Source organism: Vibrio sp. 2092 (assembly GCF_033339635.1).
Classification (GTDB): domain Bacteria; phylum Pseudomonadota; class Gammaproteobacteria; order Enterobacterales; family Vibrionaceae; genus Vibrio; species Vibrio alginolyticus.
Window position 1 is genome coordinate 177,703 of sequence record NZ_JAWOUY010000003.1, and the last position, 14,668, is coordinate 192,370.

8 protein-coding genes are annotated in these 14,668 nt (G+C 46.9%); 6 read left to right on the forward strand and 2 right to left on the reverse strand.

Going from position 1 to position 14,668, the window contains the following annotated elements; all coding sequences use genetic code 11:
• Positions 1 to 145: 145 nt before the first annotated feature.
• The 3 genes from recC (at position 146) to recD (ending at position 9,786) form a co-directional block, all read left to right on the forward strand.
• Positions 146 to 3,637, forward strand: coding sequence for an exodeoxyribonuclease V subunit gamma (gene recC / locus R7P80_RS07220; protein WP_225491519.1), 3,492 nt, complete (start codon positions 146 to 148; stop codon positions 3,635 to 3,637).
• A gap of 327 nt (positions 3,638 to 3,964) precedes the next feature.
• Positions 3,965 to 7,639, forward strand: a complete 3,675-nt coding sequence (recB, locus tag R7P80_RS07225) for an exodeoxyribonuclease V subunit beta (protein WP_225491538.1) — start codon at positions 3,965 to 3,967, stop codon at positions 7,637 to 7,639.
• Complete coding sequence (gene recD / locus R7P80_RS07230; RefSeq protein ID WP_225491518.1) at positions 7,639 to 9,786, forward strand: exodeoxyribonuclease V subunit alpha; 2,148 nt, start codon at positions 7,639 to 7,641, stop codon at positions 9,784 to 9,786. The genes recB and recD overlap by 1 nt, the downstream gene beginning before the upstream one ends.
• A 34-nt stretch (positions 9,787 to 9,820) precedes the next feature.
• Here recD and R7P80_RS07235 read toward each other — a convergent pair whose 3' ends face one another.
• A complete protein-coding gene (locus tag R7P80_RS07235) occupies positions 9,821 to 10,009 on the reverse strand; it encodes a hypothetical protein (protein ID WP_005380230.1) in 189 nt (62 codons plus the stop codon).
• A gap of 401 nt (positions 10,010 to 10,410) precedes the next feature.
• A complete protein-coding gene (gene argA / locus R7P80_RS07240) occupies positions 10,411 to 11,748 on the reverse strand; it encodes an amino-acid N-acetyltransferase (protein WP_012841478.1) in 1,338 nt (445 codons plus the stop codon).
• Between the two features lie 162 nt (positions 11,749 to 11,910).
• Between argA and R7P80_RS07245 the strand changes: the two genes are divergently transcribed.
• The 3 genes from R7P80_RS07245 (at position 11,911) to tcdA (ending at position 14,652) form a co-directional block, all read left to right on the forward strand.
• Complete coding sequence (locus R7P80_RS07245; protein ID WP_213896069.1) at positions 11,911 to 12,366, forward strand: DUF2850 domain-containing protein; 456 nt, start codon at positions 11,911 to 11,913, stop codon at positions 12,364 to 12,366.
• Positions 12,367 to 12,639: 273 nt separating this feature from the next.
• Positions 12,640 to 13,743, forward strand: coding sequence for a murein transglycosylase A (gene mltA / locus R7P80_RS07250; RefSeq protein ID WP_005391723.1), 1,104 nt, complete (start codon positions 12,640 to 12,642; stop codon positions 13,741 to 13,743).
• A 99-nt stretch (positions 13,744 to 13,842) separates the two neighbouring features.
• Complete coding sequence (gene tcdA, locus R7P80_RS07255; RefSeq protein ID WP_005391724.1) at positions 13,843 to 14,652, forward strand: tRNA cyclic N6-threonylcarbamoyladenosine(37) synthase TcdA; 810 nt, start codon at positions 13,843 to 13,845, stop codon at positions 14,650 to 14,652.
• Positions 14,653 to 14,668: the final 16 nt, after the last annotated feature.

Genomic DNA, 14,668 nt, shown 5'->3' on the forward strand with positions numbered 1-14,668 from the left:
ATTGACATGTGAAAATTCAGAAGATTCATACTCTATTTGAGTGATATATAACCTTTTGTTTTTTCCGAACGCGAGATCACTGCGGGTTTAAATGGGGCTGTGCTAAGCTAGCTAACAGTTTCAATCGGCGCTCGGTATTCCCAATTTGTTTACTGTTTATCACTCCAACCAAGTTGACGTTCTTAAATCACTCCTTGTCGAACTGATTCGAATCAGTCCGCTGGAAAACCCGTTCGAAAAAGAACAAATTCTGGTTCAAAGTCCGGGCATGTCCCAGTGGCTAAAAATGGAATTGGCCAAAGAGTTTGGTGTTGCTGCGAACATTGATTTTCCGCTCCCTGCTACCTTCATTTGGGAAATGTTTACGCAGGTGTTGCCAGACGTGCCAAAACGCAGTGCGTTTAACAAAGAAGCGATGACGTGGAAGTTGATGCATCTGCTTCCGGGGCTTCTCAACCAAGAGGTGTTTTCGCCGTTAGCGCAGTACCTCAAAGATGACAGTGACCACTCTAAGCTGTATCAGCTGGCTGAGAAAATTGCCGATATTTTCGATGGTTACTTGGTGTATCGTCCGGAATGGATCGCAAGTTGGGAAGCTGGGCAGAGTGTGCCAGAGCTGGAAGATGAGCATCCGTGGCAGCCGATCTTATGGCAAGCGTTGTATGATCACACTGTGTCATTAGGGCATTCTCCTTATCACCGTGCCAACCTTTATGAGCATTTTATCGACACGTTAGAGAGTTTTAACTGCAATTTTGACCATTTACCCAAGCGTTTGTTTGTTTTTGGCATTTCTTCGTTGCCGCCTCGCTATATGGATGCGCTAAAAGCAATTGGTGAACACATCGACGTGCATCTGATGTTCACTAACCCTTGTCGTTATTATTGGGGTGAAGTTCGAGATCGCAAATATCTGGCTCGTTTGGCGGCGAAACATCGTCAGCACGTTGTGTGGCAGGACGATCACTCGGAAGTGCAAGGTGAAACTGAGCAACTGAAAGGTTCATTGGAAGATAATGTGATCGATGAGCTGCACACCGATGTGGTCGGAAACAGTCTGTTGGCGTCCATGGGTAAACTCGGGCGCGACAATATGTATCTGTTGTCTCAGCTGGAATCTCATGAAATCGAAGCCTTTGTTGATGTTGAGCGCGACAGTCTGCTCCATCAATTGCAAGCGGATATTCTCAATCTTGAAGAACATCAAGATGACCAACAGATTGAAAACAGTCATCACAAACAAGTGGTTAGCTTGGGTGATAAATCACTGAGCCTACACGCTTGTCACAGCCCGATGCGCGAAGTGGAAGTGCTGCATGATCAACTATTGGCGATGTTCGATGCTGACCCAACGTTAAAACCGCGCGATATTATCGTGATGGTCGCGGACATCAACGCTTACAGCCCTGCGATTCAGGCGGTCTTTGGTAACGCGCCGGGTGAGCGTTTTATTCCATATTCGATTTCTGACCGAACCGCCGATCAAGAGAGTCCAATTCTGGCCGCATTTATGCAGTTGGTGAACTTACCCAATACGCGCTGTTTGGCATCAGAACTACTCGAACTTCTGGAAACTCCGGCGATATTAAAGCGTTTTGAACTCAGCGAAGATGATTTTTTACAAGCCAAACAATGGGTTGAGGAATCGGGGATTCGCTGGGGATTGGATGCCAATACCGGACGCGAATTTGAACTGCCGGAAACCCGTCAAAACACATGGCAATTTGGTATTCAACGCATGTTGCTTGGCTACGCGATGCCAGAATCCGCAGGTTTGTTTGAAACCGAGCAAGGCAGTTTGTCTCCGTACAACGAAGTGCAAGGCATGGGCGCAGAGCTGGCGGGCAAGTTGGCACACTTTATCCAACAAATTAGCACTTATCGAAGCAAACTTTCTCATGTTCAAACTATCGATGGTTGGCGAGAGACTTTGGTTTCACTGCTGGATGACTTCTTCTCAGTTGAGTTAGAAGGCGAAATGGCGCTCAAGTCCATTCGCGATACGCTCAGCCAACTCAAAGAGCAATTAGCTGATGCCGCATTTGATGATGCGTTATCGCCGTCGATCATCAGCCAATACCTTCAAAACAAATTATCTGGCACACGAGTCAGCCAGCGCTTCCTTGCTGGTCAAGTGAACTTTTGTACCCTGATGCCGATGCGCTCTATTCCGTTTAGAACCGTTTGTCTACTGGGGATGAATGACGGCGTGTACCCACGCTCCATGCCGCCAGAAGGCTTTGACTTGATGACAGGAAGAACCAAACCGGGCGACCGTTCGCGCCGAGATGATGACCGTTACCTATTCCTCGAAGCGATGTTGTCTGCACAACAAACGCTCTACATCAGTTATGTTGGCCGTTCAATCCAAGACAATACCGAGCGAGTGCCTTCGGTTCTGGTTTCTGAGCTGATGGAATACTGCCACCAAAACTATTGTTTAAGTGGTGATGAAGCGTTGCCCGTTGATGAGTCTGGCGACAACTTATTAAATGCGTTGGTGAATACCCACGCCATGGTGCCGTTTAGCCCAAGTGCGTTCCAAGGCATGCACGCCAGCTACGCGAAAGAGTGGATTCCAGCGGCATTGACTCAAACTAGTCAATCGCAAGGCTATGTTCGTCGTGATTTTAATCGGGCATTAGACGACTATCTGTTAGGAGCGACGTTCCCACTTGAGCTCGACTTAGTCGAGTTGCAACGTTTCTGGCGCTTACCTGTGCAGTATTTTTTCAATCGTCGTTTAAAAGTAACCTTTGAACCGCCACTACCGGTGATGGAAGACGACGAACCCTTTGTTTTAGGTGGTTTGGAAAGCTATCAAATGCGTGATGAGCTGTTAGAAACCTTGCTTGAAGCGACATTGATGCAGCCAGAGAAAAAAACAGAGGTGCTTAAACACTTTATGAGTCAACAGCGCGCGCAAGGCAAACTGCCGGTGGGGGCGTTTGGTGATATCGAGTTTGAAACCAACCGAGTTCAGGCGGAAGAGCTGGTGGATAAACTGGCGTTTTTATCTGGTGCGCCTCAAGACGATTTGGAAATCGACCTGACGTTTGATTCCTTGTTTGAGCGAAATGAAGGCGAAGAGAAAAACGTTCGCCTAACAGGTTGGCTAACTCAATGCTACCAATCCGGTTTGATTCGCTATCGAAGCGGTAAGATTCGATCGCAGGATTACCTTGCAGCGTGGATCGATCACCTTGCCATGTCGGCGTCGGGTCATGCTAAGAAAACTCACATCATTGGTTACGATCGTAAAGAAGGCGCGCTGCATTTGATCTACCCAGAAATTGCCGATGTGCAGTATGCCAAACAGCTACTGACTGAATTGGTTCGCTTGTTCTTCGAAGGCATGACTAAGCCTTTGCCTTATTTCCCGAAAACGGCGTTGGCTTGTGTTGAAGCGGGCTTTAGCCGCGGTCAGTGGGTAGATGACGAAGAGAAATCTTTGAAGAAAATGGCTGACGCATTCAATGATGGCTTCATGAGCCCGGGCGAAGGCAGTAATGCGTACATCTCTCGAATTTGGCCTGCTTGGAATGATGAGTTGGCCTCAGAAGTTCGTTTGCTGACAGCATTAGTTCTGCAAGGTGCGCGCTTAGCGGTTCAAGACGCTGATGACGTAAAAGCGTAATAAAGACAGTTGGATAAAGAGAAGGAAGAGTAGGGTGGCCGCCAGAAAATCATTATTTTTTGTAGGGCGTTCGCTGTACGGCCACAAGGTCAGAGGGACCATGATACTTTTGTTTAATTCATTTGAGTTGTGCCGCCAAAAGGGTTTGGCTTATCTCGTGGGGCGCATACTAACGGTACGTCTTATGGATAACCGTGAGAAAGATCTCACAAAGCTCTAAATGATCCAACTTGTTAAACATATTAATAGAATTTTTAACTATAGATCACATTTATTAGGTGATACGTCCTAGTAAATAATCCGGAGAGATTCAGCGTTATGGATCAAATGTCAGGTGCAGAGTGCCCTCTACATACGTTAGACCGCACAGAGCAACCTCAACCAACGCCACTAGAACCGATGACGTTTCCTCTGCACGGTGCGAGGTTAATCGAGGCATCAGCAGGTACAGGTAAAACCTTCACTATTGCAGGTTTATATCTGCGTCTTTTGCTTGGTCATGGCAGCGCGGAAACTCGACATCGCGTACCGCTTACGGTCGACCAAATTCTGGTTGTAACCTTTACCGAAGCGGCAACTGCGGAATTACGCGATCGTATCAGGGCAAGAATCCATGATGCGCGAATCGCGTTTGCGCGTGGACAGAGTTCCGACCCGGTGATCCAACCTTTGCTTAATGAGTTTGACGATCACAAGCAAGCCGCAGAAATTTTATTGCAGGCAGAGCGTCAGATGGACGAGGCGGCGGTCTACACCATTCACGGTTTTTGCCAACGTATGCTAACGCAAAATGCGTTTGAATCTGGCAGCCGATTTAATAACGAGTTTGTGACCGATGAAAGTCACCTAAAAGCGCAAGTTGTAGCCGATTACTGGCGCCGCAATTTCTACCCGTTGCCATTTACCTTGGCTGGAGAAATTCGCCAGCTATGGGGCTCTCCATCTGCGTTATTGTCTGACATCAGCAATTACTTAACTGGTGCGCCGTTAAGCCTTTCTGTTCCGGCAATGAAAGGCAGTTTGGCTGATCTTCATACTGAAAATTTGAAAAAAATTGATGAATTAAAAGCACAGTGGCGAGAAAGCCAAGATGACTTCTTAACGCTAATTTCAGGTTCAGATATTAACAAACGCAGCTACACCAAAAAGTCTCTGCCGACGTGGTTGGAGGCGGTAAACGCTTGGGCGGCAACGGAAACTACAGGTTACGATTATCCAGACAAGCTGGAGAAATTCGCGCAAAACGTCTTGTTGGAAAAAACACCGAAAGGCAGTGCGCCGCAGCATGCGGTATTTGAAGCCATTGAAACATTTCTTACCAACCCAATCAGCTTAAAAGCGCCACTGCTTGCTCATGCAATTGAACATTGTCGTGTGATGCTGGCTAACGCGAAAAATCAAAAACAGTGGCTCTCTTTTGATGATTTGCTGACGCAACTTTCTGCTTCTATCGATACGGACGAAAGCGAGCTTTTGGCTGAGCGTATTCGTACTTTGTATCCTGTCGCAATGATTGACGAGTTCCAAGATACCGACCCGCTTCAATACAGTATTTTCAGCCGTATTTATCTGAACAACCCAGAATGTGGTTTGTTTATGATCGGTGACCCCAAGCAGGCGATTTATGGCTTTCGTGGCGCAGACATTTTCACTTACATCAAAGCGCGTAACCAAGTAAGTGCCCACTACACGTTAGGAACCAACTGGCGTTCTAGCGCAGATATGGTGCAGGCGGTAAACCAAGTATTTGCTTTGCCAGACAGTCCATTTATCTATGATTCGGACATCCCGTTCTTACCCGTTAAGTACAGTCCCAATGCCGAAAAACGCATTTGGACTATCGGTGGCCAAAAGCAACCCGCGCTGACTTATTGGTTGCAAGAAGCGGACGATAAACCGCTACCAAAAGGCGAGTATTTGACTCGGATGGCGGAGGCGACCGCAAGCCAAATCCAAACCATTTTGACGCAGGCTCAACAGGGGCAAGCGTGTCTGGTGAATGGCGAAAAACAGAAAGCGGTTCAAGCGGGCGATATCGCGGTGTTGGTTCGAACAGGTAGTGAAGGTCGAATGATCAAACAAGCGCTGGCTGAACAAGGCATTGCCAGCGTGTACCTGTCTAACCGAGACAGTGTGTTTACCAGTTCAGTGGCGCAGGATCTACAGCGTTTGCTGCAAGCGGTGCTGACTCCAGAAAATGACCGTGCGCTGCGTGCAAGTCTTGCTTCTGAGCTGTTTGCCCTCGACGCAGCAAGTTTGGATGCACTTAATAACGATGAAGTGGTGTGGGAAAACGCCGTAAACGAATTCAAAGAATATCGCAAACTTTGGATTCAACGTGGTGTGCTGCCGATGTTGCGCGCGGTGATCAGCAAACGCCATATTGCCGAGCGATTACTAGAAGAAGGTGCGAGTTCACAGGGTGAAAATGGTGAGCGAGTACTTACCGATTTAATGCACATCGGTGAACTGCTTCAACAAGCCAGTAATGAACTGGATAGCGACCACGGTCTGCTGCGTTGGCTCGCTCAGTCTATCAGTGATGCGGAAAACGGTTTGGGTGGCAGTGATGACCAAATCCAACGTTTAGAATCGGAACGTAACTTAGTGCAGATCGTAACTATTCACAAATCAAAAGGCTTGGAGTATGACCTCGTATTTCTGCCGTTTGTGTTCAGCTATCGAGAAGCCAGTGAAGCCAAATATTACGATGCAGCCAATGACCGCACGGTACTGGATATCACTGGCAACGACGCGTCCATGAAGCAAGCGGATAAAGAGCGTTTGGCGGAAGACTTACGCTTGATATACGTGGCACTAACACGTGCTGTGTATGCGTGTTTTATTGGAGCCTCGCCTTTGCGCAATGGTCGTTCGACCAAAGAGCCAACTGGCGTACACCGCAGTGCGATTGGCTATTTGATTCAGAATGGTCAAGAAGGTGGCATTAACGATTTGCACCAAGGTTTAACAAAGCAACAAGACGAGCTTGATTGTGTCGTTGTGGCCGATCCGCCGCAGAAACTCGAAGAGAAGTACGTAGCGCCACAAGAAGAAGTACACGATCTTAGTGCGAAAGAACTGCAAAACCCTATCGACAGAAACTGGCGCATCACCAGTTACTCTGGCTTGGTCAAGCAAGGCTCTCATCACGCCGAGCATGATGCCACGATTGAGATTACAGGTTTCGATATCGACTCATCTGAAGAACAAGACGAAGCGGATTTGGTGGAGCCAGAGCGTTCGATTTTTACCTTCCCTCGTGGTGCGCGTCCGGGTACGTTCCTGCACAGCCTGTTTGAGGAAATTGAATTTACTCAGCCAGCCACGACGGAAGAGAATACACAAATCATCCTTGGCTTGATGGAAAGCGAACAGCTCGATGAAGAGTGGTTGCCCATTTTACAGCAATTGATTGATACCGTACTCGCAACGCCGTTGGATGGTAAATCTTTGCTGCTGAATCAAAAAGCACCGTCGCAACGTTTGGTGGAGATGGAGTTTTTGCTGCCGATTGAAGTTTTGTCTGCACCGGCGTTAAACCGAGTCATTCAACGTCACGATCCGTTGTCGGCGAAAGCGGGGGATTTAGGTTTCCAAACCGTGCAAGGCATGCTCAAAGGTTTTATCGACTTGGTGTTTGAACATCAAGATAAATACTACGTGCTTGACTGGAAATCGAATCATCTTGGCGACGATGTGACGAGCTACCATGGTGAGGCTCTGAAATCGGCGATGGCGGATCACCGCTACGATTTGCAGTACCAGATTTATGCGTTAGCACTGCATCGTTTCCTACGCAGCCGATTGGCGAATTATCAATATGAGCAGCACTTCGGTGGCGTGTATTACTTGTTCTTGCGCGGCATGGATGGGCAGAGTGACCACGGCATTTTTGCTGCGAAACCAACCTTAGACTTCTTACAAGAGATGGATCGTTTGATTGATGGTCAAGCAGTTGAAACGCGCTCAACTCAAGCCGGGCAGATGGAGCTACTTTAATGACGACAAATCGCAATCTTCATTCTGGCCAAGATAGTCTATTGGTAGTGCTGGAACGCTTGGCGCACAAAGGTGCTATTCGTCAGCTCGACTACCAATTCGCCTGCTTTATTGATTCTCAAGCGCATGATGAATCGTCGGACAGCCAAGCATTGGCGTTTATCGCTGGTGTTGTCAGTAGTGAGCTCGGCAAAGGACATATCTGTCTGTCTCTGTTCGATGCACAAGGGCAATCTGCGGATTTAGCCAGTAAGTTAGGGCTGTTTGGTGAGTCGGCATTGGCGCTCAACACACAGTTGCAAGGCATAGACTGGATTCAAGTATTACAAAATTCCAGCGTGGTCGGCGCGCAAGGAGAAGCCTTGCCTTTAATGTTCGATGGTGAGCGTCTGTATCTGCATCGCTATTGGCATTATGAAGTGACACTGGCGGAAAAGCTCAATCAGTTGGGCGCCGCAGTTAACTTGCAACCACAAGAGTTTGCGCGATTATCCGAGTTGCTCAACCATTTGTTTGCACGCCAATACCATTTTCTGTTTAACGCGTTAGGTAAAGCAGTAGAAGCGGGAAACAGTAACCAAGTGTTGCGTCAGCAACTGGTGTGTGACCACCTTGATGTGGTCGCAAGCGAATCGTTGGATTGGCACGCCATTGATTCCGTACTTAGCAATGCGCGCAAGGTTCAGGATTTACAAACACTGGATGAACTCGTGCCACTCTCGGCTTGCGTGAACTGGCAAAAAGTCGCGGCGGCGGTTGCGTTGACCCGTCGGTTTGCTGTGATTTCTGGTGGCCCAGGTACGGGTAAAACGACGACGGTAACCAAATTGCTTGCTGCTTTGATTGAACAGGCAACGCACGAGAAAAATCTGACCATTAAGCTGGTGGCCCCGACGGGGAAAGCGGCGGCGCGATTAACCGAGTCCATTGGTAAAGCAGTGCAAGAACTGCCAGTTTCTCCGGAGCTAAAAGCCAAAATTCCGACTGAATCGAGTACCTTACATAGGTTGCTGGGCGCGATTCCTAATAGCGCAGAATTTCGTCACAACAAGCAAAATCCACTGCATTTGGATATTTTGGTTATCGATGAAGCGTCGATGGTCGATTTGCCAATGATGTATAAAGTGGTCGATGCCTTACCGAAACATGCGCGGCTGATTTTGCTAGGTGATAAAGATCAACTTGCTTCAGTTGAAGTAGGGGCCGTGTTGGGTGATATCTGTTCGTTCCACGCATTGGGTTATGGAAAAGAGCAGGCGTCAGCCATTGCAAAACTGACGGGTTTCGATACTTTAGCCCATACGGGTAACAGTGCATCTAGCATTGCCGATAGTTTATGTATGCTGCAAAAGAGCTACCGATTTGACGCTCGCTCAGGCATTGGTCAGTTGGCAAAAGCGGTTAACTCAGGTTCTGCTGCGAGCGTAGATAACGTCTGGGCGCGTGACTTTTCTGACATCGAACATTTCGCGCTAAGTAGTCAACATTACAACCAAATGATGCAGACGTTGGTGCAGGAATACGGTCGTTACCTCAAACGCATTGGACAACAGGAAACCGATCCTAAAACCGGAGAGCTAGAGTCGCTAACGCACAAAGCCAAAGCAGTGTTAGATACCTTCAACCAATGCCGATTGCTGTGCGCGATCCGTGAAGGTGACTTCGGTGTGGCTGGGCTAAACCAACGCATCGAGAAAGCGCTCGCGGCGCGCAAGTTCATTCAAGTTCAGGATGAAATTTGGTATCACGGCAGACCCGTCATGGTTACGCGTAATGATCACGGTTTAGGTTTGTATAACGGTGATATTGGTATTTGCATGCGAGATGACAGTGAAGAAGAACCGCGTTTGAAAGTCTTTTTCGAGTTACCTGACGGCAGTGTGAAATCGGTCTTGCCAAGCCGAGTACCTGAACATGAAACGGCTTACGCTATGACCATCCATAAATCGCAAGGCAGTGAATTTGATTACACCCTGATGATTTTGCCACCAGACTTTAGCACGATATTAACCCGTGAGTTGATTTACACAGGCATTACCCGCGCGAAAAAGCGTTTAGCTCTTTACGCCGAACTTAATGTTCTGAAGCGAGGCATTAAGGTGAAAACCACTCGTGCGAGTGGGTTAGTACAGCGGCTTACTAACTAAAACAAGAAGACCGAGCTTATGGCTCGGTCTTCTTTTATGCATGTTTTGCAAACGCGTTGGTAAAAGACACGCTGCGTATTTTGTATTGCTGTTGATAAGCAAGAATAAAATCTCGGATAGCGTCATTTACGGGGAAAACACAGTGGACGTCTAGGCCTTCTAAAAACTGATTGTCAGCCATATCCCAGAAGCTTTGAAGCGAATTACAAATGATTGTTCTCATAACAGTGCTCGTCTCGGCTTATTTAAAGTCAGATTAACAACTGTCCTTGGTGTGCAATACGGAGCTAACTAGTTTTTCAATTGCCCAGTATTTTAGGGTGAAGGCTACATTACATCACCTAGATCCATTCGTATTGGTTAAAAACCAATCACTAGCGAGCAGAGTATAGCCAACCAAATGTATATTTAAAAGATAAAATTGGAACAAAAATCAAGCAATGGTTTGCGCATTTCTAAGTTGGGTTTACATGATGACCCGCTAGTCCGGAGTAGGGTTTATGTGTGGCCTTACTCCTAAACAAGCTCGATGTGCAGGGTTGAGCGTTAATGAACTGAATCCTGCCCTTTGAGGTTAGTTGGTATAGTGGAACGTTAAGTTTCGCTCCCTGATTTAAGGTTAAGCTATAAATCTAACGCTAAGATTTTGGACTTACGCTGGAAGTTATATAACCCTTGTTTGGCTCCAGGCAAATAGTCGACACTGACTTCGTAAAAACCTTGCTCTCTAAACCAATGCAAACTGTGTGTCGTGAGGACAAAAATCTGATCAATGGTTTCGGATTTAGAACGATGTTTCATGTAGTTGAGCAGTAACAAACCTCGGTTTCCATCACGATAGTCAGGGTGAATCGCTACGCAAGCCATCTCAGCTTTACGCTCTTCTGGGTATGGATAAAGGGCAGCACAGCCAATAATCAAGCCGTCTTTTTCGATGATGGTAAATTTTCCTATCTCTTGCTCTAGCTGCTCTCGAGAGCGCCTAACGAGTACACCTTGTTCTTCTAAAGGGCGAATGAGGTCTAAGATACCGCCAATATCGTCAATATTAGCTTGCCTCACTTGTTCAGCACTCGCCATAACAACTTGGGTACCGATACCGTCGAAAGAGAACAACTCCTGAATTAAGGCGCCATCTACTTTATAACTGATCAAGTGGCTACGAGGTACTCCGGCACGGCAAGCGGCAATAGAGCCTTTAAGAAAGCGCAGTGTTCCAGTGTTGTAATCTAGGTCAGGAGACGTATTTTCAGAAAGCGTTTTGATGACATGCTCCGCCTCAATTGGTAGTAACTCGGCGACAGCATTGCCGTTGTCATCAATGACACCTTGTTCGGAGCAAAAACCAATCAGCTTATCCGCACCCAGCTTTATCGCTAGTTGGGTGGCGACTTCTTCCGATAATAAATTGAAGCACTCGCCAGTCACAGAGCTAGCAATGGGACCTAGCAGAACAATTGAACCTTGATCAAGAGTGCGATTAATCGCGTCGGTGTCAATGCGGCGAATACGTCCACTATGGCAATAGTCCACACCATCATCAACGCCGAGTGGTTGGGCAATGATGTAGTTTCCGCTAACGACATTGAGCTGGGTACCTGCCATCGGAGTATTGTTGAGGCTCATTGATAGGCGCGCAGTAATCGCAAGCTGAAGTTGTCCGGCAGCTTGCATAACAACAGATAAAGCCGATTCATCCGTAATGCGGATATTTTTGTGGTAAGGCGTAGTGAGGTCTTGTTTTTCTAGCAGCTGATTAATTTGAGGACGTGCACCATACACCACCACGACTTTGATTCCGAGGCTGTGCATGAGTGCGATATCATTAATAATATTGCCAAAATTTTTGTGTGCGACGGCTTCTCCGCCCAGCATGATCACCATGGTTTTTCCGCGGTGAGCATTGACATAAGGTGTTGATTGACGGAATCCTTTTACGAGAGCAGTACTACGAATTTTCACTACAGCCATCCCTTTGTTTAATTATGTTAAAATAATGCCTTTTTATTCATTGAGTGGCAAGGCGAAATTTTGGAATAAAGCACAAACATATTGAGGTAGGTTCTTGGTCCCGTTAAGAGGGAAGGTTACAATGGTGGCGTCTTTCCTCAATACGTGAACCTCATGTCTTCTGCTGTTAATAAGAATGCTGCGATCACTGCTTCAAATCTGTCAAAAACGTCATCTAAATCAATTCTTCGTAAGTGGCTAGAGCGTTCTCTCATGCTTATAGCGATAGTTGGAACCGTTGTCGTGTGCATGCTGTATAGTGATTTGATTACTCGAACCATTAATCCGCCCATTCCCAAATCGACAATTTATGGTCGCTGGGTTGAGCAAGATGTTGCGCCTTATGCTCGTGAAGAATTTGTGTTGAGTGAGCGCGGTGTTACCGTAAATGGTTCTACAGTGGCGACCAGTTTTGAATTCGATGGGGATTCGTTTTCGTATCGAGTGGGTTCAAATGAGCGGCACTTCAATTTTGTGGGTAAGCAGCATGCAGAAATGAAGCTGGATGCCAATGCTCATTATCTACCTGTATTCCGTTTAGAGGGACGTGCAAGGATAGCGGTAAGATAGTCGTTTTTATTATTGTCTTTTAAGCAGAGCTCTCTTGCGTCTGTGAGCCATATGGATGATCACAATTTCATCTCTCAATCAGTAAATTTTACTTCCAAACATAATCCGGACAATTCCGTAATTCTTCCGCTGTTATCATGTTGCATTAACTGAATGAATTTACAACGAGTAAACGGATTGGCTTAGCGTTGAAACATTTTGTCGTTGCTTTTCAATTGCACCGTATGCATTTGTTTGCCATCCTTTTGCTATTCTCTTTTACGGAAAAGACACGTGTTAAAAAAACTCCTTCCTATTATCTCTTTGAGCCTACTCTTTGGCTGTGCTCAACAAAATGATCGTGCTCAGCAATATCTTGATGGTGAGTTTCCTCAGATCCTCAATCAAGTGGATGTGGTTGAGTCTAACAAACCACGCGATTTTACTGAATTTAACAAGCAAGCTGAGCAAGTGGTGATAAAGTCACCATCCATGGCGAAGATATACCAACCGCTATATCAACGATTAAGTGAGTGGGCGCAACAGAGCGGAGATACCAGTGCGTTGAGTGCGTTTGGCATTCAAGCCGCGCAATTGGGTGGTGGTGATAAAAAAGGTAATGTGCTGTTTACCGGATACTTTTCTCCCGTGATGGAACTGCGTCATACACCAAACGACATTTTTAAGTACCCAGTTTATGGCAAGCCAAACTGCTCATCAGATTGTCCGACTCGCGCGGAGATCTACAACGGGGCATTAGATGGCCAAGGTTTAGTGCTAGGTTATGCACCTAACCGTATTGACCCGTTTATGATGGAAGTGCAGGGCAGTGGCTATGTGCATTTTGAAGATGATGATACGTTGGAGTACTTCGCGTACGCAGGGAAAAATAATAAAGCTTACGTTAGTATTGGCCGCATTTTGATTGAACGTGGTGAAGTGCCGCGTGAAAAAATGTCTCTCAAAGCGATTAAAGAATGGGTAATGGACAACGACGACGCAACAGTACGCGAGTTGTTGGAGCAAAACCCTTCTTACGTCTTCTTTGCGCCAAAAGCGGAAGCGCCAGTAACGGGATCGGCTGGTATTCCTTTGTTGCCAATGGCCGCGGTCGCGGGTGACCGTTCTATCTTACCAATGGGGACTCCAATCTTGGCGGAAGTGCCACTGCTGAATGCCGATGGTACGTGGAGTGGTGCGCATCAACTGCGAATGCTGATCGTTTTAGACACTGGTGGTGCTGTAAAACAGAACCATTTGGATCTGTATCATGGCATTGGTGCGAGAGCAGGAACGGAAGCAGGGCACTACAAGCATTTTGGTCGAGTTTGGAAACTTGGGCTGGAAAACTCACCAACTCAAGCGCCTTGGGCTTTGCCGCCAGAAAAGCTACAATAGCCATCCAAGAAAGAGGAACCGCCTCTTATCTAGACATTTCATCAAAGAGTGCGTATAAATCGCACTCTTTGTTTTTCTATCGATCATCTGGACTTCAATATGCGTGAACTCGATACCCCAGCATCTGACAGCTACAATCAACGCTTTGGCGGCACTCGTCGTCTTTATGGCAACAGTGAAGTGGACATTCTTCGCGCTGCACACGTTTGTGTTATTGGTATTGGTGGCGTGGGTTCATGGGCGGTCGAAGCGCTGGCCCGTACTGGGATCGGTGAGTTGACTCTGATTGATATGGATGATGTTTGTGTCACGAATATTAACCGCCAAATTCATGCGATGACGGGCACCGTTGGCCAAAGCAAAATTGAAGTGATGGCCGAGCGTGTCAAATTGATCAACCCAGAGTGTAAAGTCAATCTGATTGATGATTTCATCACGCCAGACAATCAACATGAGTACTTAAGCAAAGAGTTTGATTACGTGCTAGATGCGATTGACAGCGTAAAAGCGAAGGCGTCTTTGTTGGCGTATTGCCGCAGCAACAAGATCAAAGTGATCACCACGGGGGGCGCTGGTGGTCAGGTTGACCCAACGCAGATCATGGTCGCTGACTTAACGAAAACGATCCAAGATCCTCTAGCGAAGAAAATCAAAGACACCTTGCGTCGTCATCATAACTTCCCTAAGAATCCGGCTCGTAAGTTTGGTATTGATTGCGTGTTTTCAACCGAGCAGCTGAAGTACCCTCAAGCAGACGGTTCAGTGTGTGGTGTGAAGTCGACAGCGGAAGGTCCAAAACGTATGGATTGCGCTAGCGGTTTTGGTGCGGCGACTGTCGTAACTGCAACGTTTGGCTTTGTCGCGGTATCGCGAATCGTTGAGAAGTTGATTTCAAAATATAAGCAGTAAACTAGAAGAAGAGCGC